At 68.5% G+C, this 25767-nt stretch carries 25 protein-coding genes; 5 read left to right on the forward strand and 20 right to left on the reverse strand.

All coding sequences use genetic code 11. The features are described from left to right. Positions 1-3: 3 nt before the first annotated feature. The 3 genes from B146_RS0120600 to B146_RS26840 all read left to right on the forward strand — a co-directional run bounded on the left by B146_RS0120600 (position 4) and on the right by B146_RS26840 (position 2710). Positions 4-885 carry a sugar phosphate isomerase/epimerase family protein gene (locus B146_RS0120600; protein WP_019998375.1) on the forward strand — a complete coding sequence of 294 codons (882 nt, stop codon included), beginning with the start codon at positions 4-6 and terminating at the stop codon, positions 883-885. Then, complete coding sequence (locus B146_RS0120605) at positions 882-1877, forward strand: Gfo/Idh/MocA family protein (protein WP_019998376.1); 996 nt, start codon at positions 882-884, stop codon at positions 1875-1877. The genes B146_RS0120600 and B146_RS0120605 overlap by 4 nt, the downstream gene beginning before the upstream one ends. A gap of 362 nt (positions 1878-2239) precedes the next feature. Next, complete coding sequence (locus tag B146_RS26840; protein WP_019998377.1) at positions 2240-2710, forward strand: hypothetical protein; 471 nt, start codon at positions 2240-2242, stop codon at positions 2708-2710. Here the strand turns inward: B146_RS26840 and B146_RS0120615 are convergent. The 10 genes from B146_RS0120615 to B146_RS0120660 form a co-directional block, all read right to left on the reverse strand. Further along, positions 2704-3462: a maleate cis-trans isomerase family protein gene (locus B146_RS0120615; RefSeq protein ID WP_019998378.1), complete on the reverse strand. Its 759-nt coding sequence runs from the start codon at positions 3460-3462 to the stop codon at positions 2704-2706. The genes B146_RS26840 and B146_RS0120615 overlap by 7 nt on opposite strands. Further along, on the reverse strand, positions 3459-4484 hold the full coding sequence (locus B146_RS0120620) for a carbon-nitrogen hydrolase family protein (protein ID WP_019998379.1): 1026 nt from the start codon (positions 4482-4484) through the stop codon (positions 3459-3461). Before B146_RS0120620 ends, B146_RS0120615 begins: the two co-directional genes overlap by 4 nt. A 154-nt stretch (positions 4485-4638) precedes the next feature. After that, a complete protein-coding gene (locus tag B146_RS0120625; protein WP_019998380.1) occupies positions 4639-5514 on the reverse strand; it encodes an alpha/beta hydrolase in 876 nt (291 codons plus the stop codon). A gap of 1 nt (position 5515) precedes the next feature. Continuing rightward, positions 5516-6202: an ABC transporter ATP-binding protein gene (locus tag B146_RS0120630; protein ID WP_019998381.1), complete on the reverse strand. Its 687-nt coding sequence runs from the start codon at positions 6200-6202 to the stop codon at positions 5516-5518. Then, a complete protein-coding gene (locus B146_RS0120635; RefSeq protein ID WP_019998382.1) occupies positions 6186-6959 on the reverse strand; it encodes an ABC transporter ATP-binding protein in 774 nt (257 codons plus the stop codon). Before B146_RS0120635 ends, B146_RS0120630 begins: the two co-directional genes overlap by 17 nt. Then, entirely contained in the window at positions 6952-7920 is a 969-nt protein-coding gene (locus B146_RS0120640; RefSeq protein WP_155897623.1) for a branched-chain amino acid ABC transporter permease, read from the reverse strand. Before B146_RS0120640 ends, B146_RS0120635 begins: the two co-directional genes overlap by 8 nt. A 3-nt stretch (positions 7921-7923) precedes the next feature. Continuing rightward, complete coding sequence (locus tag B146_RS0120645; RefSeq protein WP_019998384.1) at positions 7924-8838, reverse strand: branched-chain amino acid ABC transporter permease; 915 nt, start codon at positions 8836-8838, stop codon at positions 7924-7926. Between the two features lie 131 nt (positions 8839-8969). After that, complete coding sequence (locus B146_RS0120650) at positions 8970-10160, reverse strand: ABC transporter substrate-binding protein (protein ID WP_019998385.1); 1191 nt, start codon at positions 10158-10160, stop codon at positions 8970-8972. Between the two features lie 56 nt (positions 10161-10216). Beyond that, a complete protein-coding gene (locus B146_RS0120655; protein WP_019998386.1) occupies positions 10217-11128 on the reverse strand; it encodes a fumarylacetoacetate hydrolase family protein in 912 nt (303 codons plus the stop codon). Between the two features lie 101 nt (positions 11129-11229). Further along, a complete protein-coding gene (locus B146_RS0120660) occupies positions 11230-12354 on the reverse strand; it encodes a cupin domain-containing protein (protein WP_019998387.1) in 1125 nt (374 codons plus the stop codon). Between the two features lie 454 nt (positions 12355-12808). Here B146_RS0120660 and B146_RS0120665 point away from each other — a divergent pair, with 454 nt between their 5' ends. Next, positions 12809-13564 (forward strand): GntR family transcriptional regulator, encoded by a 756-nt coding sequence (locus B146_RS0120665; protein WP_026358811.1) that lies wholly within the window; start codon positions 12809-12811, stop codon positions 13562-13564. A gap of 20 nt (positions 13565-13584) precedes the next feature. Here the strand turns inward: B146_RS0120665 and kynA are convergent, their stop codons facing one another. Next, a complete protein-coding gene (gene kynA, locus B146_RS0120670; protein ID WP_019998389.1) occupies positions 13585-14415 on the reverse strand; it encodes a tryptophan 2,3-dioxygenase in 831 nt (276 codons plus the stop codon). A gap of 218 nt (positions 14416-14633) precedes the next feature. Then, positions 14634-16262: an AMP-binding protein gene (locus tag B146_RS0120675; protein WP_026358812.1), complete on the reverse strand. Its 1629-nt coding sequence runs from the start codon at positions 16260-16262 to the stop codon at positions 14634-14636. A gap of 330 nt (positions 16263-16592) precedes the next feature. Here B146_RS0120675 and B146_RS27990 point away from each other — a divergent pair, with 330 nt between their 5' ends. Further along, positions 16593-17702, forward strand: a complete 1110-nt coding sequence (locus B146_RS27990; protein WP_019998391.1) for a helix-turn-helix domain-containing protein — start codon at positions 16593-16595, stop codon at positions 17700-17702. A 20-nt stretch (positions 17703-17722) separates the two neighbouring features. Here B146_RS27990 and B146_RS0120685 read toward each other — a convergent pair whose 3' ends face one another. The 8 genes from B146_RS0120685 to B146_RS0120720 all read right to left on the reverse strand — a co-directional run bounded on the left by B146_RS0120685 (position 17723) and on the right by B146_RS0120720 (position 25760). Continuing rightward, positions 17723-18715, reverse strand: a complete 993-nt coding sequence (locus tag B146_RS0120685; protein ID WP_019998392.1) for a helix-turn-helix domain-containing protein — start codon at positions 18713-18715, stop codon at positions 17723-17725. 70 nt (positions 18716-18785) lie between these two features. After that, entirely contained in the window at positions 18786-19829 is a 1044-nt protein-coding gene (locus B146_RS0120690) for a helix-turn-helix domain-containing protein (RefSeq protein WP_019998393.1), read from the reverse strand. 60 nt (positions 19830-19889) lie between these two features. Beyond that, positions 19890-20945, reverse strand: coding sequence for an AraC family transcriptional regulator (locus B146_RS0120695; protein WP_019998394.1), 1056 nt, complete (start codon positions 20943-20945; stop codon positions 19890-19892). A gap of 443 nt (positions 20946-21388) precedes the next feature. Beyond that, the gene (locus B146_RS0120700; RefSeq protein WP_019998395.1) at positions 21389-21733 is read right to left on the reverse strand and encodes a RidA family protein; all 345 of its coding nucleotides are present in this window, start codon (positions 21731-21733) and stop codon (positions 21389-21391) included. 68 nt (positions 21734-21801) lie between these two features. Next, a complete protein-coding gene (locus B146_RS0120705; protein WP_019998396.1) occupies positions 21802-22923 on the reverse strand; it encodes an NAD(P)/FAD-dependent oxidoreductase in 1122 nt (373 codons plus the stop codon). 2 nt (positions 22924-22925) lie between these two features. Then, positions 22926-24362: an FAD/NAD(P)-dependent oxidoreductase gene (locus B146_RS0120710; protein ID WP_019998397.1), complete on the reverse strand. Its 1437-nt coding sequence runs from the start codon at positions 24360-24362 to the stop codon at positions 22926-22928. Then, on the reverse strand, positions 24359-24661 hold the full coding sequence (locus B146_RS0120715; protein WP_019998398.1) for a (2Fe-2S)-binding protein: 303 nt from the start codon (positions 24659-24661) through the stop codon (positions 24359-24361). The genes B146_RS0120710 and B146_RS0120715 overlap by 4 nt, the downstream gene beginning before the upstream one ends. Continuing rightward, positions 24642-25760 (reverse strand): NAD(P)/FAD-dependent oxidoreductase, encoded by a 1119-nt coding sequence (locus tag B146_RS0120720; protein ID WP_019998399.1) that lies wholly within the window; start codon positions 25758-25760, stop codon positions 24642-24644. Before B146_RS0120720 ends, B146_RS0120715 begins: the two co-directional genes overlap by 20 nt. Positions 25761-25767 lie beyond the last annotated feature (7 nt).

The following is a 25767-nucleotide window of genomic DNA, read 5'->3' on the forward strand; positions in this document are numbered from 1 at the left end:
GCCATGAACCCGGTCGGGTTGATCTCGATGCAATATGCCAGGCCCTTCACGGCCGAGCATTTCCCGCTTTTTGCGACGATGAAGTCGCTCGGCTACGACTTCGTCGAACTGCTCGTCCCCGAGAAGGGCGAGTTGGACACGCGCGAAACCGCCCAGGCGCTCGCCGACGCCGGGCTCGGCGTGGTTCTGGCCGCGCGCGTCAACCTCCAGCGCAATCTCTCCGCGGTCGAGAAGCCGAACTGGCAGGGCGGCGTCGATTATCTCCGCTATGCCGTGGATACGGCCGTGGAACTCGGGGCCACCATCGTCGGCGGCCCGCTGACCGGCAATCCGCTGGTCTTCGCGGGCCGAGCGCCCGCGCCGGTTTCCGAAAACGAGCGCTGGGCGCGCAAGGCGCGCTGCGTCGAGGGGCTTCAGATCGCGGGCGCGCATGCGGAGGGCAGCGGCGTGACGCTCGCCGTCGAGCCGCTGAACCGCTTCGAGAGCGACGTTCTCTGCACCACCGCCCAGGCGATCGAGCTTCTCGACGCGGTGGATCACGCCAGCGTCCAGCTTATGCTCGACACGTTCCACATGGCCATGGAAGAGGCCTCGATCGCCGAGGCCATCCGGCTTGGGGCCAAGCGCATCGCCCATTTCCAGGCCAACGAGAACCATCGCGGCTTTCCCGGCACCGGCTCGGTCGACTGGGTGTCGGTCTTCCGGGCGCTCAACGAGGTCGGCTATCGCGGACCGGTCTCGCTGGAGCCGTTCCGGCGCAACGACGACCGCTTCGGCGTGCCCTTCGCGCAATGGCGCCCGCCGCACGAGGACGAAAGCGAACGCCTCGCCGCCAGCGCCCGGTTCATCAAGTCCCACATCGCATTGACGGAGTTCAGACGATGACCCTTCGGATCGGCTGGATCGGCTGCGGCATCCACGCGACGCAGATGCTGCTGCCACAATTGCTGCGCCACGACGTCCAGATCGTCGCCCTTTGCGACATCGACGCCGAGCGCCTCGCCCAGGCCGGTCGCCAGTTCGGCGTCGAGCGCCTCACGACGGACGCGCACGAGCTGATCGCCACCCCCGGCCTCGACGCCGTCGGCATGGCCGTCGGCCCCGACCAGCATCTCGCCTTCGGCCTCGCGGCGCTGGAAAAAGGCCTGCCGGTCTTCATGGAGAAGCCGCCCTCCGGCTCGGCGGCCGGGGCGCGGCAACTGGCGGAGGCCTCGCGCCGCTCCGGCAAGCCGCTTCTCGTCGGCTTCATGAAGCGCTATTCCGTCGGCAACAAGATCGCCCACAACGTCCTGAAGTCGGGCCGCTTCGGCGATGTCCTCGGCCTCACCGGCTATTACATGACGGCGCCCGGCTATTTCGCCGGCAATGTCGACTACACCGGCTTCCTCCTGCATCACTGCGTCCACTACATGGACCTCGTCTCGCATCTCGTCTCGCCGGTCACCAGGATCGCCGCCCGCAAGGTCGAGAAGACGCCCGGCCGCATCCTCTTCCATGTCGGCTTCGACTTCGAATGCGGCGCGATCGGCACGATCGTCATGGGCACGGTCCAGTCGCGCGGCACGCCGGTCGAGCGCATCGAGATCATGGGCGACCACCAGCGCCTGGAGGTCGAGGACGTGGTGGAGGTGCGCTGGCACCGCAACCCGCCCTTCAAGGTCGCCGACCCCGCCGCCACGCTTCTCGACGCCGAGGACTCCCTCACCTGGAAGCCCAACTTCACCGCCGCCGCCAACGAGGACTACAAGGGCTACCACGCGCTATTGGCCGACGTCGTGCCGGCCCTCCAGGGCGAGACGACCCCGGCCCCGACCATCCACGACGGCGTGATCGCCATGGAGCGCCTGGAAGACATGCGCCGCCAGCTCGCCATCTGACGCAACGACCGCCCGCTCCGGCGGGCGGCCGCCAAGACGGAGCTTGCGGACCATGCTTCGTGTCGTGGCCACAGCAAAATCTCATCGAGGAACGGCGAGCGATCCGGCGGCGATTCCGAAAAGCGCTTGTCCAATCCAGCATCTGCCGTTGCAGGGCCGTTCGGATGCGCGCGGCCTTGGGAGGCTCCAGTTCGGATCGCCGCACGGGAACGAGTGGAGAAACGGCACCGCCAGATCGGGGTCCGCTGTGACGTTCTCGCTGAACGAGACCAGGGAGCCAAGCTGCAGGGCTGCGGTGGACGGGTGATTTCCTTCGAGATCCGGCTCGGCCGGCACCTTTTCCCTTCTTATGGATTTCGCGCGTGCCAGAAACCCTGATCCAGGGCGGCGAGCGTGAGTTCTGGGAAATCTGGATCAAGGCCGAGACCTGGAGCCCGACCGCCATCGGCGACGAGGCGATCCTGGAATGGAGCGCGCGCCTCTCGGCGCAGGGCGGCCTGCGCGGGTGCCTCGCGACCTACCGCGCCGGCCTCGAGAACAGCGGGATCAACAAGGAGCTCAAGGAGACGAAGCCGACGCTGCCGATCCATCCGGTCGGCGTGCCGGCATTCGTCGGCCCGCTCCTGCGCGTCCGGATGCTCAGAATGTCGGAAGGCGTCGAGCGCTGCGAGGTCTTCGGGGAATGCGGCCACAGCTCCGCCTGGGAGGCCGAGGATCGGTTGGCGAGGATGCCGCATGAATCCATGCTGGAGCGGAAAGCCGGCTGGGTCTCGATGCCGGCGGGCGCAGAGCGGGGGCGAGCGGCATCACCGCTCGCCCCTCGCGTTCAGTAGCGACCCGACAGGAGCGCGCCGTAGCCCGGCACGTCGGTCGCGAGACCGAGGCGCTTCATCATGGCGTAGGTCGTGGCGACCGAGGAGGAGATCACCGGCAAGCCCAGGCGATCCTCGATCGGCTGGATCGAGGGCAGCGAGGGCATCTGCACGCAGGCCGAGGCCACGACCGCATCGACATGGGACGTGTCGAGGCGCTTGGTGATCTCGCTCGGAGCCCTCGGGTCCTGGCGCCCGACTTCGAGATTGTCGGGAATCTCGAGCGAGATGCTGTCGACCACCTCGATGCCCTCGTTCTCGATATAGTCGATCACCAGCCGCGTCAGCGGCTTCATGTAGGGCGCCAGGATCGCGACCTTCTTCGCTCCGAGCGCATGAAGCCCCTCGACCAGGGCGCCCGCGCTGGAGACGACCGGCGCCGCGCCGCCGTTCTCGGCGGTTCGCCGATGCAGGCGCTCCTCCGAGACCTTGTGATAGCCAAGGCCCATGCTCATGATCGCCACGAGACAGGCATAGCCGAGCACGTCCATGCGGGCGTCGGACAGTTCCAGCGCGCAGCGGTCGCTGTCGGCGTCCATCCGGACGAGTTCGTCCTTGGTCACGTGCTTCATGCGCATGCGGCTCGAATGGAAGGTGAAGCGTTCGGGATGGCGGAGTTCGCGCGAGCGGAAGACCGCCGGAATCTCGGTCTCCATCGTGGTGTTCGAGGAGGGTACGATCTGGCCGATGCGAAAGGAACGGGCATCGCTCATGGCTGGTTCTCCTGGTCCTCGGCCCGCAGGCCGTCGAGTTCGCGCGTGTCCGGGCCGGGATCGTCCACGAAGCGCGCCGCCTGGAGCGAGCGCCGGTTCACGCGCAGGTCGAAAATGTCGAAGCGGTTGTAGTGGCCGACGATGTCGTGCATCTGCCGCGGCTGGATGCAGCGGGACAGGTCGATCTCGGCATAGATCATCCCTTCCGCGTCGATCAGCGGCTCGCCGATGACGCGCCCGTCGGGCCCCAGAAAGCCGGAGAAGGCGCTGTTGCGGCGGGTCAGCGCTTCCCGCGCGCCCGGAAAATCCACCTCCAGCATCGCGATGGCCTCCTCCGAGATGGTGGAGCACGAGACGATCGTGAACAGCTTGCCCTCGAAACTATGGGCGGCCGAGCGGACCTTGATCGCCTCGGCCATGTCGTAGTCCTTGGGCGCGACAGGCAGGGAGATGTAGCTCGCGACATGGACCAGCTCGCCCTCGGCGAGAAGCGCGAAGCGCGCCAGCGTGTTGGTGTTCTCGCCGCAGGCGAGGCATCCCAGGCGCCCGACCGACGTCTCGTGGACCCGCAGAGCGGATGCGTCGCCCGGCGTCCAGGTCAGCTTCTCCGCCCAGGTGGGAACCAGCTTGCGATGGCGGCCGAGGATGCGGCCCTCGTCCGAGATGACGACCATCGTGTTGTAGATCGTGCCGATCCCGTAGGCGCTGCGCTCGTTCACCCCGATCACGACATTGATCCGGTGCCGCCGCGCGGCGTCCGCGATCTTGGCGATCTCGGGTCCCGGAATCTCGATGGCCGATCGCGCCAGCTTCTCGAACCAGGGGCCTCCCTGGATCGGATTGCCGATCCAGCTCCAGTAGGGATAGGCCGAGACGAAGACTTCCGGGAAGGCGATCAGACGCGCCCCGTTGTCCGCCGCCTCCGCGACGAGGCGAACGACCTTGTCGACGGTGGCATCCGTATCGAGGAAGACGGGCGCCGTCTGCACGGCCGCCGCCTTGAACGCGGGGAGTTCGAGCACGGAGGATCTCCTTGGGTCTGTCTTGAGGGTCGGACGGCCGCATGACGGGCCTTCGCGAAAGGTCGGGAGCCGCGTTTCACGCGCCGTCGGAGGACTGCGAAACGGGCTTTGCGGCGGATCGAGGCGCGGCCCCTCCCCTGCCGGAGCCTGGGGATCAGGCGCGCGGGCGGTCGCGCCCGGCGGCCCGCAGCACCGCCCGCATCAGCGGGCCCTCGGGATCGGCGAGCGTCAGGGGCAGGTCGAAATGGTTGCGGTCGGGCATGTCGATCACGCTCGTTTCGTGGCCGGCCGCGCGCCAGGCCGCGGCGTAGTCGGCGGTCTGGCGCCGGAACTCCGCGGTTTCCAGACCGCCGACCGAGGCCACGAGATGCGCGCTCGACACCTTGGGGATATGGGCTTGCGGACTGTTGCGCCGGATCATCCCCTCGTCCAGGCGCAGCCAGTCGTCGACGCGGGTCTGCCGCAGGGGCGTCAGGTCGTGGAGGCCGGACAGGTCGAGCGCGACGCCGACGATGTCGGCCGGAACGCCGAAGTCGCGCTGCCAGTCGTCGGCCAGAAGCATGGCGGTGAGATGCCCGCCGGCGGACGTGCCGCCCACCACGAACCGCTCGTCCGAAATGGCGAGCGCGTGTCGTCGCGCGTGAAGGCAGGCGATGGCCGCACGAACCTCGCGGACGATCTCGTCGATCGTCACCTCCGGCGCCTTTGCGTAATCGAGCAACGCCACATGAAAGCCGTGGGCATGCGGGCCGGGCACGACGAAGGCGTTGTCGGCGGCCTGGCCCGCGCGCCAATAGCCGCCATGAATCCAGACGAAGAGCGGCGCGGCTCCCCGGGCGCGATAGAAGTCCAGCGTCTGGCCCGATGCCTCGTCATAGACGAAGCGTTCGGGCGGCAGCGCCGCGGAGACGCGCCGGCTGGCGGCGACGAGCGCGGCATATTCCTCGTCGAAGGAGCGCACGCTCCCGCGCGCGTCGTACTGGATGTCGAGATCGGCCGGCGCGTAGTCCCTGAAACCCTCGGCGCCCATGTCAGACTCCCAGATAGCGGCTGGAAAGGCCGGCGTCGGCCGCAAGCTCCCTCGGCGTGCCCGTCCAGACCACGCAGCCCTTGTCGACGATGTTGTGCCGATCCACGAGCGTCGCCATTTCCGACAGGTTCTTGTCGATCACGAGGATGGTCTGGCCGAGTTCCTTCAGCCCGTGCAGGCAACGCCAGATCTCGGTCCGGATGATCGGGGCGAGCCCTTCGGTCGCCTCGTCGAGGATCAGGAGCTTGGGGTTGGTCAGGAGGGCCCGTCCGATGGAGAGCATCTGCTGCTCGCCGCCCGACAGCGTGCCGGCCATCTGGCCGCGCCGCTCCCGCAGGCGCGGGAAGAGGTCCATCACCCGATCCACCGTCCAGCCGCCGGGGCGCGAGGTGGCGACGAGGTTCTCCTCGACGTTCAGCGAGGCGAAGAGCCGGCGCCCCTCGGGCACGAGGCCGATGCCGAGCCGGGCGATGGCGTTCGGCGGCAATCTGTTCAGCACCTTCTCCTCGAAGGTGATGGTGCCGCCGGTCGGCTTCAGCAGCCCCATGATCGACTTGACCGTCGTCGACTTGCCCATGCCGTTGCGGCCGATCAGGGAGACGATCTCCCCGCCCCTGGCCTCCAGCGACATGCCGAAGAGGACGCGCGCCTGGCCGTAGCCGGCCTCCACCTTATCGAGCTTCAGCAACGCTTTCTTCTCCCAGATAGGCGGCCTTGACCTCGGGATGGGCCCGGATCTCGCTCGCCGAGCCGGTGAAGATCACGCGGCCGTAGACGAGGACGCTGATCCGGTCGGCGAGCGCGAACACGGCGTCCATGTCGTGCTCGATCAGGAGGATCGGATAATCCTTCTTGAGGTCGAGCAGCAGTGCGGTGAGCTGCGCGGATTCCTCCGGCCCCATGCCGGCCATCGGCTCGTCCAGAAGGATCAGACGGGGACCGCGCGCGAGCGCGACGGCGATTTCGAGCTGGCGCCGCTGGCCATGGCCGAGGCTCGAAACGAGGCGCCCCTGCAGCGCCTCCAGCCCGACGCGCTCCAGCCAGGCCAGAGCGCGCTCCCGGTGATCAAGGTTCCGGCGCGGATTGCGGAAGATGTCGGCCGATCCGCCCGCCACGGCCTCCAGCGACAGGAGCACGTTTTCCAGCGCCGTGAAATCGTTGCAGAGCTGCGTGATCTGGAAGGACCGTCCGATGCCCATGCGCGCCCGCCGATAGGCCGGAAGCTGGGTGACGTCGTGCCCGTCGAAGACGATCCGCCCGCCATTGGGCAGGATTTCGCCGCAGATCTGCGCGATCAGCGTCGATTTTCCCGCCCCGTTCGGCCCGATCAGCGCGTGAAGTTCGCCGTGCCGGACGTCGAGATCGACCTCGTTGGTGACCACCAGAGCGCCGAAGCGCTTGGTGAGCCCTCGGATCGAGAGAACGGCTTCTCCGAGTTCAGCCATGCGACCTCTCCAGGACGCGGCCCAGGGCGCCCCTCTGCCCGAACAGGGCGATCAGCGTCAGGATCGGACCCATGACGAGCATCCAGTGCTCGGTCCATCCCGTCAGAATCTGCTCCAGGACGATGAAGATGGCCGCGCCCGCGATCGGCCCCAGAAGCGTGCCGAGCCCGCCGAGCACCACGATGGCCATGAATTCCCCCGACTTCGTCCAGGCGGCCATGTCGGGGGTGACGAACTGGGCGTAATTGGCCCAGAGAATGCCGGCGAGCCCGGTGCCGAAGGCCGAGATCACGAAGGCGGCCAGACGGAAGGTGAGAGGCCGAACGCCGAGATTGACGGCGCGCCGCTCGCTCTGGCGCAGGGCCTGGAGGATCAGGCCGTAGCGCGAATTCACGACCATGATGCAGAAGCCCGTCCAGGCGACCAGGAGGGCCAGACAGAGATAGTAGAAGCTCGTGGCGTCGCTGGTCTCCACGCCGGGAAGCGTGTTGCGGGCATCGATCAGCAGTCCGTCGTCGCCGCCATAGGTCTGGAGGGAGACGAGCACGAAGAAGACCATCTGCGCGAAGGCGAGCGTGATCATGATGAACTGCACGCCGGCCGTCTTCAGGGCGAGCCAGCCGACCGCCAGCGCCAGGAGGACGCAGGCCGCGAGCGCGATGGGCCAGACCACGAGCGCCGCGTTGGAGCCATCCCATCCCAGCAGCGGCTCGCCCATGCTGGTGTGATAGGCGACGATGCCGACGACATAGCCGCCGAGACCGAAGAACATCGCGTGGCCGAAGCTCACCAGCGCGCCGTAGCCGATGATGAGATCGAGGCTCACGGCGGCGATGGCGTAGATCACGATGCGCGTCGCCAAGCCTTCCAGGGAGTTCAGGCCGCCGAGATCGGCGACGAAGGGCACCAGTGCGAAGGCGAGGAGGCCGGCGAGGATCACCATCGTTCGAACAGGCTGCATGGCTCAGCTCCGCTTCGGCAGAAGGCCCAGGGGCCGGAACAGGAGAACGATGGCCATCAGCACGTAGGCGCTGGCCGAGACGAGGCCGGCGCTGAGCGTGTCGGCGGTCGCCGGCGGCAGGAGCAGCAGCATGATCTGCGGCAGGTAGGCCCGGCCGAGACTGTCCACCATGCCGACCAGGAGCGCCCCCACGAAGGCGCCCTTCACCGATCCCACGCCACCGATCACGATCACGACGAAGGTGGTGATGAGCACGCGCTCGCCCATCCCGATCTCCACGGCGAGAAGCGGAGCCGCCATGACGCCGGCAAGGCCGCACAGCGCGCCGCCGAGGCCGAACAGGAGCGTGTAGAGCCGCCGGACATTGATGCCGAGCGCGTCCACCATCTCCCGGTCGTCGGCGCCCGCCCGGATCAGCATGCCGATGCGGGTCTTGTTGACGAGCGCCCAGAGACCGATCGCCACGAGCGCGCCCACCAGAATGAAGCTGAGGCGCATGACCGGGTAGTCGAGGCCGGGAAACACCGTCACCGCCCCCTGCAGCGCCGGGGGGATGTCCACGAAGGGAGGCTGCCGGCCGAACAGGATGCTGACCGCCTCGTTGGTGAAGAAGATCATCCCGAGCGTCGCCAGCACCTGGTAGAGATGATCGCGCCGGTAGAGCCACTGGATCACGGCGAGTTCGACGGCGACGGCGTAGAGGCCGGCGGCCAGGAGCGCGGCGGCCAGCCCCACCCAGAAACTGCCCGAGGCGAGAATGGCGTAGGCGGCGCAATAGGCGCCGACCATGTAGAAGGAGCCATGGGTGAGATTGATCACGCCCATGATGCCGAAGATCAGCGTCAGCCCCGAAGCCAGCATGAAGAGCATGGCGCCGTATTGCAGCCCGTTGAGAATCTGCTCGACGAAAAGCAGCATGCGCCGTCCTCTGGTTCGGTGAGTGGCGGCCGCCCCGCCCCGGGGGGCGGCGCGGCGGGCGGCGATGAAAGAGGGGCGGCGGCGGCCGTCAGCGAAGCGACGGTCGGGCGCCCGTCACGGCAGGCGGCGCGTCAGGGCATGGTGCACTTGGCGGCATAGACGTCGCCGTAGTCGGACGCGACCTTCCGGACGATCTTCTGGACGATCTTGCCTTCGCCGTTCTTCTCGAACCGGGTGAGGTAGTAATCCTGGATGGGGTGCTGGTTCGGACCGAACTTGAAGTTTCCGCGCACCGAGGCGATGTCGGCCTTTCGGAGGGCCGCGCGGAACCCGTCCTTGTCGGCGAGGTCGCCGTCCACCGCCTTGAGGCCCGTCCCGATCAGCATCGCCGTGTCGTAGGCCTGCGCGGCATAGAGGGTCGGGTCGCGGCCGTAGTCCCGGCGGAACGCCTCGACGAAGGCCTTGGAAGCCGGATTGTCGGTTTCCGTCGTCCAGAGCGCCGAGGCATAGACGCCGGATGCCGCCTCGCCGGTCGCATCGATCATCCGGGCGTCCATGGAGAAGCTCGGGATGATCATCGGGACCGAGGCCGCCATGCCGGAATTGGCGTATTGCTTGGCGAAGTTGATGCCGGCGCCGCCGGGATGGAACTGATAGATCGCGTCCGGGGCGAGCGACTTGATGCGGGCGAGTTCGACGGAGAAGTCGGACTGGTCGAGCTTGGTGTAGATCTCGCCGGCCACCTCGCCCTTGTAGGCGCGCTTGAAGCCTTCGAGCGCGTCGCGTCCGGCCTGATAGTTCGGCGCGAGGATCACCACCTTCTTGAAGCCGAGTTCGTTCGCGCCGAGCCCGGCCGCCTCGTGGAACGCATCGTTCTGGTAGGAGGCGACGAAGTAGTTCGGGTTGCAGCGCTCGCCGGCGAAGGTCGAGGGGCCGGGATTGCTGCTGACATAGAAGGCGTCGCCGTTCAGGACGCTCGGCAGGACGGCGGCAAGGACATTGGAGAAGTTGACGCCGCTGAACAGCTTCACGCCGTCGGCCACCATCTTGTCGGCGATCTGCTTGCCGTTGGCGGGCTTCAGGCCATCGTCCTCGACCCTCAGATCGACCGGCACGCCGCCCAGCGTGCCTCCCGATTCCTTGATCGCGAGGTTGAAGGCGTCGCGCAGGTCCTGCCCGATATAGCCGGCCGGCGTGGACAAGGTGGTGATGAACCCGATCGTGACCGGCTTGCGATCCTCGGCATGGGCCGGGAAGGAACCCACGAAGGCGCTGGCCGCCAGCAGGCCCAGGAGGCAGCGTCGGGTAACGGAATGCGGCATGAGAGTCCCCTTTCGTGAGTTCGGCAGATGAAGCGCGGCCACCCCGCGACCCCTTGTCAGACGGCGACCACCGGATGGCGGATGGTGCCGATCCCTTCGACGCAGGCCTCGACGACGTCGCCCGGCCACATCCATTCCTGCGGCGTGCGACCGGCGCCCACCCCTTCCGGGGTTCCGGTGGCGATGATGTCGCCCGGCTCCAGCGTGATGCCGGAGCTGATGTCGGAGATCAGCGTCGGAACGTCGAACAGCATGTGGCGCGTGTTGGAGCGCTGCTTCTCGACGCCGTTCACGGTGAGCCAGAGGTCGAGACCATGGGGGTCGGCGATCTCGTCGGCGGTGACGATGCAGGGGCCGAACGGCGCGTAGGTGTCTTGGCCCTTGGAGAAGATCCACTGCCCCGCCCGGCGGTTGTCGCGGGCGCTGACGTCGATCATGACACTGTAGCCGAAGACATGGTCCAACGCGCGCTCGCGGCTGACCCGGCGCGCCGTGGCACCGATGATCACGGCAAGCTCCACCTCCCAGTCGAGCTGCTGCGTGATCCTCGCATTGTGCTCGATGGCGTCGCCCGGGCCGATCACGGTGGTCGGCGGCTTCGAGAAGATCACGGGCTGCTTGGGCAGGTCCTTGGACGTGTCGAGCGACTGGGCGGACTCGGCCACGTGCTCGACATAGTTGAGACCGATCCCGAAGATGTTCTTGCGCGGCCGCGGGATCGGCGCGAGCAGCCTGACATTGACGGCCGGAAACGCCGTGCCCGCCGCGAACCGCCCATCGCAACCGGCAAGCGCTTCGGCGAGGCGCGACAGGCCGACCGGTCCCAGATCGATGAGATCCAGCATGCTGCGCGGCAGGGCGAGGCCCAGGTCCTCGCCGAGGCTTTCCACGTCGACCACGAGATCGCCCTGGAGAACGCCGAGGCGCGCCTCGGCCTCGACCGAACTGCGATAGGTGACTAGGCGCATGGATTTCCTTTCGAGACTATGGGGAATGGACGCCCGTCCCGGCGCCCGCTCACGCGCGGGACCTCGCCTCGCGGCGCGAGCCCAAGCGCGCTTCGTCGCCCTCAGCCGGTCACGGGCTGGTGCCCGCCACCCTCCGGGAAGGCTTCCTCGCGATACAGGCCGAGAGATTGCATCACCGGCATGTCGTTGAAGGAGAACAGGCAGGCGTCGTCCCGGTCGGAGGCGTTGGCATGCTCGTGCCAGGCCCAGGACGGAACGCAGAAAATGTCCCGCTCCTTCCAGTCGAAGCGCCGGCCGTCGATGACGGAATACCCGCTGCCCCGCGCGCACTGGTAGATGACGCTGCCCGTGTGGCGATGGGCCTTCGTCGCCTCGCCGGGCCGCAGCATCTGCATGGAGGCGCCGATCGTCTGCATGACCGGCCCGCCCGTCAGCGGGTTGACGTAGTTCATGAAGACGCCGTCATAGGCGGAGCCCTCGGCGGCCTTGGCGAAACGGCCGAGCGCCTCGTAGGTCGGCGCCCATTCGTATTTGAACATGGGCGAATAGGCCTTCGCCCATTTGCCCTCCGCCGGCCGAAGGCCCGGATTGCCCCAGGTCGCCGTCATGTCGTCCACGGGATGGCCGACCACCTGCCGCAGGTCGGGATGAACCGCGTAGAAATTGGCCTCGAGCGCGTTCACCAGCGGAATGTCGAGCCCGTCCTGCCAGATGCAGGGCGCCCCGTCCGACGAAACGCCGTGCTCGTGCCAGGTGCCGTTCGGCGTCAGGACGAAATCGTTGGCGCCGAGCGTCATCTTGTGACCGTCCACCACGGTGTAGGCGCCCGCGCCCTCCATGATGAAGCGCAGGGCCGAGGCGGAGTGGGCGTGCGCGGAGGCCACCTCGCCGGGATGCATGACCTGCAGGCCGGAATAGAGCCATCCCACGGCGGCGGCCACGTCCTGCCGGCCCGGATTGTTGAGATAGATGACGCGCCGCCCGGCCTTTTCGGGGGAGACCAGCTCCACCGAACGCAGGACCTTCTCGCGCAGATCGGCATAGCGCCAGAGGACGGGAACGGAACTCGATCGCGGCTGCCAGGGCTCGATCTTGTTGGCGACCGTCCAGAGCGCGCCGGCCTTCAGCTCGTCCAGTTCGGAATAATAGGCGAGGAGCTCCGGCGTGTCCGCGACATTGGCGCGCCCCGCGACGTCCTCGCGATGATTCTCTCGAGTGCTGGTCATGACGCCTTCCCCGTATGAGATGTGCTATTTCGTTAGCATCTCATATTTTCGAAAGAAAGATGGATTTTCGATTTTTGGATTGCGCATGTGGGCGTGGCAAGCGAAACTGAGGACACACAAGCGCATCACGCGATCCCTGCGGGCCGGACCGTCGCACCGCCCCGTCGGATCGCGTTTGGGAGGAGCCGGTGAGACGAAAAGGATGCCTTGCGGCCGGCTGCGGCCGTCGACGATCGGCTCGGCCTGCGGGGCCGGCACGGCCCTTCGCCGCGACCCGCCGCCACGGAAGGCGACCTTCGCTTCCCATTCGCCATGGCGCGTGGCATGGACCTGCGCCATGGCCCGCCCCGAGCCGTCCCTCCGAGGGCGGATCGCCGATGGCCGGAACCGCGAGCGAATGCATCCGCTGCAGGTCCTTGAGGAAAGAGCGGTCGAAGTGGTCGTGGTGAAGAGCGTGTCCCGCAGAACCCGGACCATCCCCGAGACGGATGGCGCCTCGAAGCTCGCCCTCGAGAAGGAGCAGCCGACCCTGTCGGAGACGGCCTACCGCCAGATCCGGAGCGACATCATTTCCGGCGCGTTCCAGCCCGGACAGCCGCTGCGCCTGGAAGCGCTGAAGCTGCGATATGGCTTGAGCTTCTCGCCCATCCGCGAGGCGCTCAACCGCCTGCAGACCGAGCGCCTGGTGGTCGGCGTCGCATCGCGCGGCTTCTTCGTCGAGATTCTGTCGATCGAGGAAATGTGGGACGCCACGAACACGCGCATCCTCATCGAATCCGAGGCCCTGCGGCGCTCGATCCAGACGGGCGGCGACGACTGGGAGGCCGAGATCGTCGCCGCCTTCCACTCGCTGGACCTCCAGTCCCAGCGCCAGCGCTCCCATCCCGGAAGCCCGACGGACGCCGAGTTCACGCTTCTGGAAACGCGGCATCAGGACTTCCACAAGTCCCTGATCAAGAGCTGCCATTCGAAGCGGCTCCTCAACATCGCCGACCAGCTCTATGTCGAGACCCAGCGCTATCGCCTGCCGGTTCTGGTCGGCGGGAACGGCGCGGCCCCGGCGCGGGACCTGTCGGACGAGCATCGGCGCATCATGGATGCGACGCTGGCGCGCCAGAGCGACAAGGCGGTCGAACTCCTGACGCGGCACTATGTCGAGACGGCCCGCTTCATCGAGCGGAACTCCGAGCGCCAGAAGCTGGGGCCCTAGCCGGACCCCGGCACCGCGCGTCAGAGCTCGGTGCGAACCTGCCAGAGCTCGGGGAAGAGCACGGTGTCGAGCATCCGCTTCAGATAGTTGATCCCGGCTGTTCCTCCGGTTCCCCGCTTGAAGCCGATCACGCGCTCCACCGTGGTCACATGGTTGAACCGCCATCGCCGGAAATAATCCTCGAAATCCACCAGCTTCTCGGCCAGTTCGTAAGCCGACCAGTGCGTGGAGGGGGATTGGTAGACGATCTTCCAGACGCCGAGCACGGCCTCGTTCGCCGTCCAGGCCTGCCGCTGGTCCCGGTTCAAGACATCCGCCGGCACCGGCAGGCCGCTCCGCGCGAGCCATCGCAGGACCTCGTCGTAGAGGGACGGCAATGCCAGTTCGGCTTCCAGTCTGGCGAGAATGTCGGGCCGGTGCTCGTGCGGCTTCAGCATGGCCTGATTGCGGTTGCCGACCGCGTATTCGATCAGGCGATATTGCCAGGACTGGAACCCCGAGGACTGGCCGAGATCGTCCCGGAAGCGCGTGTATTCCGAGGGCGTCATGGTTCGCAGCACGTCCCAGGCGGAGTTCAGCTGCTCGAAGATGCGCGCCACGCGCGACAGCATCTTCATGGCCTCGTGCGGCTGATCGGTCGCGATCATCCGGCGCGCGGCGGCGATCTCGTAGAGCGCCAGCTTCATCCAGAGTTCCGACGTCTGATGCTGAATGATGAACAGCATCTCGTCATGGGCGGACGAAAGCGGGTGCTGCGCCGACAGGATCTGATCGACCTGGAGGTAGTCGCCGTAGGACATCCGTCGCCGGAAATCCATCTGGGCGCCATCTTGGGAAGGATCGTAGGTCATGCTCGGCTCTCCATCGTCAGTCTGAGCCGGCGCCCGGTGACGGGACATCGCAGGCGGATCATCCGTCCTTCGGATCGCCCGGCCCGGCCCGCCCTGAAGATCGGCTGGGCCTGACGCGGGCCTGACATCGCCCTCGCCGGCGCTTCGCGGGGCGTGGAAGGCCCACGCGGGTTCCCTCGAAACGCATCACCGCCGAGGCGCGCGGGGCGGCCGGGGGATCAACGCCCCGCCGCCTCCGGGCGCAGGCGGAAGCGCTGGATCTTGCCGGTCTGGGTTCGCGGCAGGGCGGCCACGAACCGGATCGAGCGGGGATATTTGTAAGGGGCGATGGTCGCCTTGACGTGATCCTGCAGCCGCTTGACCGTCAATCCGTCCGCCTCCACGCCCTCCGCCAGAACGACATGGGCTTCCACGATCTGCCCGCGATCCCCGTCCGGCGCGCCGATCACGGCGCATTCCGCGACGTCCGGATGGGTGAGAAGCGCTTCCTCGACCTCAGGGCCGGCGATGTTGTAGCCGGCGCTCACGATCATGTCGTCCGAGCGCGCCGCGAAATGGAAGAACCCGTCCTCGTCCTGATAGAAGGCGTCGCCGGTGAGATTCCAGCCGTCCCGCACGTAGTCGCGCTGGCGATCGTCGGCCATGTAGCGGCACCCGGTCGGCCCACGGACGGCGAGCCGGCCGACGGTTCCGCGCGGCACCTCGCGCATGTCGCCATCGACGATCCGCGCCTCGTAGCCCCTCACCGCCTTGCCGGTGGAATTGGGCTTTCGATCCTCGAACCGGTTGGAAATGAAGATATGCAGCATCTCGGTCGAGCCGATCCCGTCGAGGATCGGCTTGCCGGTCTGTTGCGTCCAGTCCTCGAAGACCGCCCCGGGCAGGGTCTCGCCGGCCGAGATGGCGACGCGCAGCGAGGACAGGTCCGCGCCGGTCTCCATCGCCTTCAGCATGGCGCGATAGGCCGTGGGCGCGGTGAAGGAGACGGTCGCCCTGTAGGTCTCGATGATCTCGACCATGTTCGGCGGCGTCGCATGTTCGAGAAGGGTCGCGGCGGCGCCGAAGCGCAGCGGAAAGATCGCCAGGCCGCCAAGGCCGAAGGTGAAGGCGAGCGGCGGCGAGCCGACGAAAATATCGTCCGGCCGCACCTCCAGAACCTCCCGCGCATAGCCGTCGGCGGCGATCAGGAGGTCGCGGTGGAAATGCATCGTGGCCTTGGGGACGCCCGTCGTGCCGGAGGTGAAGCCGAGCAGCGCCACGTCGTCACGACCCGTCTTCACCGCGTCGAACCGCACGGGCTTGTCGAGGGCGATGCGATCGAGTTCGGCGTCGTGGTTGGCGGTTCCGTCGAAGCCCACCACCTGCTTGAGGAAGGCGCTGTCCTTGGCGCAGGCGACCATTTCCTCCATCAGCCGCGTGTCGCAGAGCGCCAGGGCGATCTCGGCCTTGTCGACGATCTTCGCCAGTTCCCCGGCGCGCAGCATCGGCATGGTGTTGACGACCACGGCGCCGGCCTTGGTGGCCGCCAGCCAGCAGGCGACCATGGCCGGATTGTTGGCGGAGCGGATCAGCACGCGGTTGCCGGGCTTCAGGCCGTAGACATCCACCAGCGCGTGGGCGATCCGGCTCGTCCAGTCGGCCAGTTCCTTGTAGGTGCGGCGCCGGCCATTGCCGATCAGGGCCGTGTTGTCGCCGAAGCCGCGCTCGACCATCCGGTCGGTCAGTTCGACCGCGGCGTTGACGTGCTCGGGATAGTCGAACCCGTCGAGAAGGAGATCCGGCCAGTCCTCGATCGGAGGAAGATTGTCCCGCGTGAAAGTGTCGACATGGGCAGTTGGACCGAGCACCGTGGTTCCCTCGAGATGACGGTTGCAATGCATCGCGGCTTGGGGACCCGGCACGAAGGCTCGGCTCCGGTCCACCGGTTTGGGCCGGGGCATCTCGAAAAGCTGTCACAGGCCCCAAATCATTTCAAGTCTAAAGTTTTGGCATCGGATGCTCGAAACTTCACCTCTTCGCGACGGCTCTGCGCCCGCCGTCCGAGGACGCAAAGCTCCGGGACGCAGGGACAAGAACGGGGGTCGTGGGTGAGACGCCCGGCCTAACGCCCGGGAGCGGGTGAGCTTTAGGGTGAGGCCGTCGCAAGTCCTCGTCTTATCTCATCGGCAGATGTCGCCATGATCCATCAGGTCGCCCCCTTTCATTCCTCCCTTCGGGCCGACGACAGCGTCGTCTCCCGTTTCCGCCGCGTCGTCGCCTCGGGCAACGGGGCGGAGGGATTGGGCGAGGCGCGTGCGGGGTTGAGGGCGTTCGCCGGCTTCGCCATCGGTGTGCTCGATGCGTGCGAGGCCGCGTCCCTCGGTCTTGCGAGAGGGTCGGGCGGCGCCGTGATCGAGGAACAGGATCTCCTGATCCTGTGCCCCCCGGAAGTCGCGTCTTCTCCCGACAAGGAACGAACGAGCGCAGCTTCGGGCGGCGACATCCTCTGCATCGATCTGGCACAGGCCTGGGAGCCGGTCGGCGAAGGGCGGATGCTGGCGCTTCTCGTTCCGCGCAGTCTCGTGCGCCTCGCGCCCACCGTGATCGAGGCCGCGCACCGCGCCCGTCTCGACGCCGACACGGGCCTGGGGCGCGTTCTCGCCGGGCAGATCGCGCTTCTCGCCAAGGCCGCGCAGGGGCTCAGCGCGCAGGAGGGCGCGGCCCTCACCGAAACCGTCAGCGCGCTCGTCACGACCCTCTTCACCAAGGCCGCGCCGCAGGGGGACGCAGCGATGACGGACCTGCCGCTCGCCGCCATCCAGGCGTTCATCGGCCAGAATCTGGCGCGACCGGACCTGTCGCAGGCCCTCATCTGCCGCGAGTTCGGCCTGTCGCGCTCGGCGCTCTACCGCCTCTTCGCGCCGCTCGGGGGCGTCGCGGGCGTCATTCGGGAGCGGCGCCTGGACTGCGCGAAGCGTTACTTGAGCATGATGGGCGACAAGCGGGTGAGCGTCGCGCGGATCGCCGCCGCCGCGGGCTTTCCGAGCGATGCCGCCTTCACGCGGGCGTTCCGCCAGCGCTTCGGCATCGCGCCGAGCGCCGTTTCCCCGCCGACGCGCCTCGCCTGCGGCACGGGTCTCGAGGACGCGACGCTGTGGCGTCGCCGCTGGCTCGACAACAGCCGCATTCAGGACAGCCCCGTCTCGACCGGCGACGGCGCGACGCCCCGCTGGCACCCGAGGCGGAGCGGGCGGCAAGCGGGGCGCATTGTCGGCGCCGGACCGTTCCAAGCCTCCGCCGAGGCGTGACGGCGGAAGGGTGCGTCCGTTCAGGCCCCGCTTCGAAACCGCAGAACCGTTTCGATCCAGTCTTCCGGGGTGCGGGCGGCGGATCGGCTGTCCTCGCATCGCTCGCGCCGCCACTCGCCCGGCGAGAGTTGGAACGCCCTCCGAAAGGCCCGGGAGAAGCCGGCGGCGTCGTTGAAGCCGCAGGCGTCGGCGATATCCTGGAGCGGCTCCTGCGGGCGCTCCTCGATCAAGCGCCGCGCCCGCTCCAGCCGCTCGCGCCGGACGAAGGCCTGAACGCCGCCGTCCGCCTGGAAGAGACGATAAAGGGATGCCCGCGACAGGCCGCAATGTCGGGCGAGCCCGATCATGTCGATCTCGGGCTGCGCGAGATGCCGCCTGAGGTAGATTTCGGCGATCTGCCGCGCCGTGGAGCGGACGAAAGGCACGACCTCCGGGTCCGCTTCGGCGAGCGGCGTACCGGACAGGAGAACGAGAAAGGCGGCGATGGCCTTCGTGGCGTCCGCCTCGCCGAGGCGCTCGGCCGCATTCGACAGGCCCGCGAGATGGGCGGCCGCAAGGCGCCCCAAGGCCCCGTCGCCGCGCAGCACCGTTCCATGCCGCAGGGTGGACAAGCGCGTCTCGACCGTGTCTCGGGGCAGGATCAGGTTGAGATCCTGTTCGTCGCTGCTTTCCTTGGCGTAGGGCTGGCTCATGTCGATGACGTTGATGTCGCCCGGCCCGGCCTGCACGATGGCCTCGCCATAGAGCCCCTTGAAGGTCCCTTTCCGATACATCTGGAAGGCGATCTGATCCCAGCCGCCGCTGCGCGCGTGCTGCGCCGTGTGATCGTAGCGCTGCCCCGACACATCGGTTTCGATCAGCAGCGCATCGCCCCACTGGCGCGTCGCCATGCGGCACTGGAAGGCCCCGCCGGCAGGCTCGGCTCTGGACACGGCGAAGAACGGCTCGGTGATATCCTTCCACGCGTCGAAGCGCTGCTGTTCGGGAAGATGGTTGAGGTCGAGCCGCTGCATTCAAACGTCCGTCGGAGGACCGATAGCCGTCTTATAGACCGCGAAGGGACGATCGTCACATGCGGCAAACTCATCGCGCGCCGCGGGCCTGCGGGCCGTCCGCGTCGCCCTCCCCCCATTCCGCTCGGAGCCAAAGCAGAAAGCGGGGATCGATCCGCGCCTCGCCGCCGGCTTGCCAGAGCGTGCGATAGGCTGCGGGAGACAGGCCGAAGCGCCGTTTGAACGCGCGGGAGAAGAAGGCGGGCGACGAGAAGCCCGAGGCTCGAGCGATCTCCCCGACCGATGGCGCGGCTTCCGGGCCACCGGCGAGGAGTCCGGCCGCATGGCGCAGCCTTGCGTCCTGGATCAGGCGCTCGACGCCCCCGTCCGGGGCCGCGAGGCGATAAAGCGCGGAGCGCGAAAGGCCGAGGAGCGAGGCGAGCTTGGCGGGCGAAAGATCGGCGTCCTCGACGCGCCGCGCGAGTTCGACGTCGAGTTCGGCACTAAGATGGGCATCGAGATCGCACGAAGGGTCCGAAGCGCGGGCGAGAGGCTGCGCCGCGCTCCGCGCTTCGGGGCGGGCGAGGAGGTCGATCGCCTCGACGACCGCCCGCGCCTCCATGGGAGACAGATCGGGAGGGCCCTCGGTGAGAAGGCGGATCGGCGCGCCGATCAGCGCATTCGCTCCCTCCTCCGCCCGGAGCCAGCGGCCATGCGCGGGCGCCCCCTCGCCACGCTCGCCGCGCGGCAGGAACAGGAAGGCGATCTCGGCCCCCGCTTCGCAGCGGATCGAGAAGGGGCGGGTCATGTCGAACAGCATCGTGTCGCCGGCCTCAAGGGTCCGGTCGTCCGCCTCGGCGCGGGCGGAGCAGCGCCCCGAAAGAGCATGAAGGATCAGGCGATGGTCCCAGCCGCCCCGCCGTTCGGCTTGCGCGGGCCGGCCAAGTTGCAGCGCGCCCGCGTCCAGCTTGAGCAGGAGCCCGCCGCCGACCGGGCGCGCCGCGAAGCGCACGGGAAAGCTCGCATCCCCCAACTCACCCAGTTCGAAGATCGGCGCGAGGGCGGCGGCGAGAGGCCACGCGGCTGAACGGTTCGGGAAGACGCCGCTTCGCTCATGGGTCGAGAGGACGATCATGGCGGCGCTTGTCGCAGGGGCGTGCGGTCCCGGTCAATGCGGCGATCGTCGACCGCCGGCCTATCCGTTGCGGCCGGAGGCCAGATCCTCGAGCCAGGCCTGAATCCAGTTCTGCTCGGCCTCCAGCGCATCGGCGGCCGCTTCGTCGATGCGCAGCCGCGCCTTGAGGATGGCCTCGCGCGGGGTGAGACCGTAGCGATTGCGGAACGCGCGGGAGAAGGAAGCCTCGCTCGGAAAGCCGCAGGCAAGTCCCAGACGCGCGACCGCGCCGCGCCCCATGCCGACGGAGGCCAGACGCAGGGCGGCGCGTTCCAGCCGGCGGTCGCGAATATAGTCGGCGATGCCGCCGAGCGGCTCGAAGATGCGATAGAGCGCCGAGCGCGACAGGCCGAAATGCCGGCTGATCGAGTCGATCGACAGCGCGGGGTCGGCGAGATTGTTCTCGATATGGGCGCGGATCGAGCTCAGCGTCAGCGCCAGCACGCCCGCGGGGTCCTCGACCTTACCCCGCCCCGCCACGGACAGGCCGACGCTCAGGAGCGTCGAGGCGAAACTGGTGATCGGGTCGAGATCGGAGGCCGTGACGCGGGCGGCGGTCGCGGCCAGCGCCGTCAGCTGCTGGCCGAGCAGCGCTCCGATCGGCGAGGCGCCGTCGATCACCATGCCATGCGCCGTGTCGATGGTGCGCGGCGGCAGATGGATCAGCGTCCGGGGCATGACGATGCTCACCGTGTCGAGCTTCGACAGCGTGGCGGCGTGGCGGCGCGACAGGTCGAAGCAGACGAGATCGCCCGCCTTCACCCGTCCGTCGCGCCCCTCCGCCTCGAACTCGCCCTCGCCCTTCTCGTAGAGCTGAAACAGGATGTGGTCGACGCCGACCGCGCCGACCAGCGCCTCGTCGCGCCGCGTCCGCAGCGGGCTGTTGCTCGACGTGCCGATCAGGAAGCGCCCGAGATGGTGGGTGAGGAGCCGACCGCGAAAGCTCTCGCGGTAATCGGTGGCGGCGGGCTGCGCCTCGAAGATGCTGGCGACCGCGAGACGCCAGTGCTCGAAGGTCTCCTCCGCATTCAGCCCGTCCGGCAGGGCGATCGTGGTGGCGATGGGCGTGCCCGTCATCGGGCGCGATCCGCGCGCACGGGGCGGCGGGCCTTCGTCCGGCAGGGCGATCCGGGCACGCTCCGCCCCGTGCCCCTTCCAAACCCAGGGATGCCAAACCCCGGGATGCCAACTCCCGGGATGCCAGCCCCTACGATTCCAACGGCGACGCGACGGATAGTCGATCCGATCATCGTGTTGCCGCCCGTGACTGCATACTGGAAACCGCGCCCGACTCGAGGGAAAGACGGCGAGGGATTTAAGGGCCCTGCGCGAGGGCCTCAAGTGGCTTTCGTCCCAGGGATGGCCCGGATCGTCCCAACGTTCGAAAGGGTGCCGAAATGCCCGCTTCGGCCTCGGATCGCGGCATGACATGGGACGGTGAGCCGTTCGTCCGGCACCGAAGCGAAGGACGCGGACGGGCGCGGGCCGTTTCCAGCCTCGCGCCCGCCCGCGTCCGGCTCTTACCTGGCGGCGGTGACGACCACTTCGATCAGGACGTTCTTGCCGAGATCGGCGACGCCGATCGTTGCGCGGGTCGGCAGGTCGGCGGCGGCGATCCACGAGGTCCAGGCCTCGTTCATCTCGCCCTTCTGGCTCATGTCGGTGACATAGAGCATGGCCGACAGAAGCTTGGTCTTGTCGGTGCCGGCTTCGGCCAGAAGCTTGTCGAGCTTGGCGCAGATATCGGCGGTCTGGCCGCCCATGGTCTGCGTCAGGTCGTCGGCGATGAGGCCGCCGAGAAACACGATGCCGTTGTGCTCGACGATGCGATGCATGATCGGCGTCTGAAGGATGCGCTGGACCATGATGAACTCCTTGTGGTCTGCGGACGGGAGTGCGCCGCCCTGACAAGGGCGAGCGCTGCGGAAAAGGGTCAGGCGGCCCGGGCGCCGAAGCGCGCGATGGAAAAGGGCTCGACGGGAAGATTGGTGCGCCCGGTCGTGACGAGCTCGGCGAGGATCGCGCCGCAGATCGGCCCGAGCTGGAAGCCGTGCAGCGAATAGCCGAAGGAGTGGAACAGCCCCTCCTCCGTCCGGCTCGGCCCGATCACCGGAATGCCGTCCTTCATGCGCGCCTCGATGCCGGCCCAGGCGCGCACGACGCGCGCGTCGCGCATGACCGGAAAGAGATCGCGCACCGTGCGCGCGTTCTCGCCGAGCTTGGCGTAGTCGAGCACGGTGCGGTTGGTGTCGGGGTCGGCGCGGCCCAAATAGCCGCCGCCGATGAGAACCGTGCCATTGGCGAACTGCTTGAAGGACAGGGTGCGCGAGGTCGCGCCGACCACGGGCTTCAGGAACGGCGCGCGCCGCTCGGTGATCATCAGCATGGGCGCGACGACCTCGAGCGGCACCGGCTCGCCGAAGCGTTCCGCGACGCGGCCCGCCCAGGCGCCGGCCGCGTTCACGAGGATCGGCGCGGACAGCTCGCGCCCGTCGGCGAGCCGCGCCACGAAGTCCCGCCCCTCGCGCCGAAGATCGGTGACGGCGACGCCCTCGACGATCCGCGCGCCGAGCCGCTCGGCCTTGTTGCGGAAGGCCTGCACGGTGCGAAAGGGCAGCGCCGCGCCGTCGCCGCGCGACACGAGGCCGCCCACCACATGGGGCGCGGCGGCGGGCACGAGATCGCGCAGCTCGCGCTCGTCGATGACCTCCTCGTGGTCGAAGCCCATGGCACGGAGCGTCTCGGCGCGCTCCCGGCAGGTGGCGAGATCGGCTTCGGATTCGGCGAGTTTCACCTGCCCATGGCTTTCGAAGCCGCACTCGTCGTCCACGAGATCGGCGATGCGGTGCCAAAGCTCCATCGAGGCGATGGAGAGCGGGATTTCCGGCAGGGCGCGGCCGAGCCGGCGCACGCCCCCGGCATTGACGCCCGAGGCATGGCGGCCCGGATAATCCTTCTCGACCAGCGTCACGGATGCGCCGCGCATCGCCAGATGCAGGGCGGCCGAGCAGCCATGCAGGCCGCCGCCGATGACGAGAACGTCGCTCCCCGCCACGCTCAGCCCCGCGCCACCGTTCGGATTTCCGTTTCGCTCCGCTCGAGCGTGGCGAGTTCGGCGAGCGTGATCGGCTTCACCGGCGCGCGGAGCCGGTAATAGCCGACCGCCTCGGGCGTGACGCCGCGCGCCTCGGCGATCGTTTCCGAAACGGTGAGGCCGCAGAGCCGGCCCTGGCACGGGCCCATGCCGCAGCGCAGGAAGCTCTTCAGCTGGTTGGGACCGGCGATGTTCAGCGTGGTCACCGCCTTGCGGATCTGGCCGCCCGTCACCTCCTCGCAGCGGCAGGCGATGGCTTCCTCGGCGGCGACGCGGAACTGCCGCGCCGGGCGATAGAGCTTGTCGAGAAAGGCCCGGCCCCGGTCGTAGCGCGCGATGACGGTGCGGATCGGCTCGGCCTGCCGGTCCCGCTCCGCCGCCGAAAGCCGCCCGAGCGCTTCCAGCGCGCCGAGCGCGGCGATGCGGCCCCGTTCGGCGGCGGCCTCGGCGCCGGCAATGCCCGCGCCGTCGCCGGCCACCGCGATGCCCGGCACGCTGGTCGCGCCCCAGGCGTCGAGCTTCGGCTTCCAGGCGAGCTGCGTCTCGTCATAGGCGAGCTCGCATCCTGCCGCGCTCGCCATGTTGATGTTGGGCGTCACGCCCTGGTGCAGAAGCAGGTGATCGGCCTCGATCACATGGGCCTGCCCGCCGGCCGTGTAGCGCACGCGGGACAGGTGCTTGTCGCCTTCGGCCTCCAGCGCCGTGACGCCGGTGATGACCTCCGCCTCGCGACGGACCTTGGCCATGAGCTTCAGGCCCTTGGCGAGATAGGGCGAGGCGAGGAAGCGCGGCAGGTCGCGGATCGCGGCCCGCCAGTTGCCGCGCGGCGTCGTGTCGAGAATAGCGTCGAAGCGCTTGCCGGCGGCGAGATACTGCGCGGCGATCAGCCAGAGGAGCGGGCCGCAGCCGGCGAGCACGACCTTGCCCGACACCGCGACGCCCGACGTCTTCAGGAGGATCTGCGCCGCGCCCGCCGTCATCACGCCGGGCAGCGTCCAGCCCTTGATCGGAAAGGGCCGCTCCAGGGCGCCGGTCGCCATGACGACATGGCCGGCGCGGATCATCGCCGTGCGCCCGCGCGAGGACAGGCCGAGTTCGAGATCGGCCGAAAGCTGCCAGACCGTCGCGCCGGGAAAGTAGCTCGCCCCGCTCGCCGCGAAATCCGCGCCGATGCGCTCGCCCTTCCAGTAGTCCTCGCCCAGAAGCGCGCGCTTTTTCAGCGGCGTCGTGCCGATGCCGCGATAGATCTGGCCGCCGATGGCGGGATTCTCGTCCACGAGAAGCGTGCGCGCGCCGTTGGCCGAGGCGAGCGTCGCGGCGGCCATGCCGGCCGGCCCCGCGCCGATCACCACGAGATCGTAGCTTGCGGCGAGTTCGCCGACGGTTGCGATCCGGTTCATCGCGCCAACTCCCGCTTGCCATGGCCGATCTGCGTCTCGACGCTCATGCCGGATCGCAGGGGCACGAGGCAGCCCTGCTGGTTGCCGACCCCATCCACCGTGACGAGGCATTCGAAGCACACGCCCATCAGGCAATAGGGCGCGCGCGGCTCGCCGCCGACCGCGCTGGTGCGGCAGGTCTCGACGCCGGCGGCGAGAAGCGCCGAGGCGACCGTATCGCCCTCGCGTCCCTCGACGGTCCGCCCGTCGAGCGTGAAGGACAGGGGCGTGCCGGCAAGATCAGGAAGCCGCTGGAACATGGAACCTCCGTGCGGAAAAGGCGTCGAACTCGGATGCGAGGCCGCCCGAGGCGAAGGCCGGGGCGAGAAGCTCGGCATGGGCGGCGGCGAGCGTCACGCCGCTGTGGCAGGTGGCGACGAAGGCGCCGGGATGGGTCGGCGACTGCTCGTAGATCGGGAAGCCGTCGCGGCTGTAGACGCGCAGCGCCGACCAGGTGCGCACGACGTTGAGCCGGCCGAGGCGCGGGAACATGCGCACCGCGCGATCCGCCATCACGGCGTTGATGCCGTGGCGCATGACGGCGTGGTCGTCGGCCTCCTCCTGGCTGTCGCCGATCATGACGCCGCCTTCGTCGGTCTGGCGCACGGTGGAAAGCGGCACGTCGAGAAAGGGCTCGGTCTTCTCGGTGACGATGACCTGCCCGCGCAGCGGGCGGACCGGCACGTCGAGCCCGATCATCCGGCCGAGGCGCAGATTGTCGAGACCGGCGGCGAGCACGATCCGCCCGGCCTGGAACGTGCCTTCGGCCGTCTTCAGCGCGTAGCCGTCGGCCCCGCCCCTGATCTCGTCCACCAGCGCCCCCGAGCGATAGGCGCCGCCCACCGCCGCGAAGCCGGCATGGAGCGCGCGGAACAGCTTCAGCGAGTTCACGTCGCCGTCGAGGGCGCAATAGGTGCCGCCGACCACTTCCGGCCCGACCTCGGGCAGGTGCCGGCGCACCTCGTCGCCGTCGAGGACGTCGATCCGGTAGGGCTCGATCTCGGCCTGATTGTGCAGGCGGTTGATATTGGCCGCGCGCCGGTCCAGCTCGTCCTGCGACAGGCAGAGATGGTAGCCGCCGGGGCGGCGGTAATGGAGCGAGAAGCCGGCATGGCTCTCGAGCTCGCTGGCGAAGGCCCCCCAGCGGTCGGAGGATTGCCGCGTCCAGGTGGCGTAGGCGGGCATGCCGAGCCCCTTGCTCTGGACCCAGACGAGCGCGAAATTGCCGCGCGAGGCGCGCTTGGCGACGTCCCCCTCGTCCAGCATCAGGACCTTGAGCCCGCGCTTGGCGAGGCCATAGCCGATGGCAGCACCGACCAGCCCGCCGCCGAGGACGGCGAAGTCGTATTCTGTTGTCATGTGTTTC

Source organism: Aureimonas ureilytica DSM 18598 = NBRC 106430 (genome assembly GCF_000382705.1).
GTDB lineage: Bacteria > Pseudomonadota > Alphaproteobacteria > Rhizobiales > Rhizobiaceae > Aureimonas > Aureimonas ureilytica.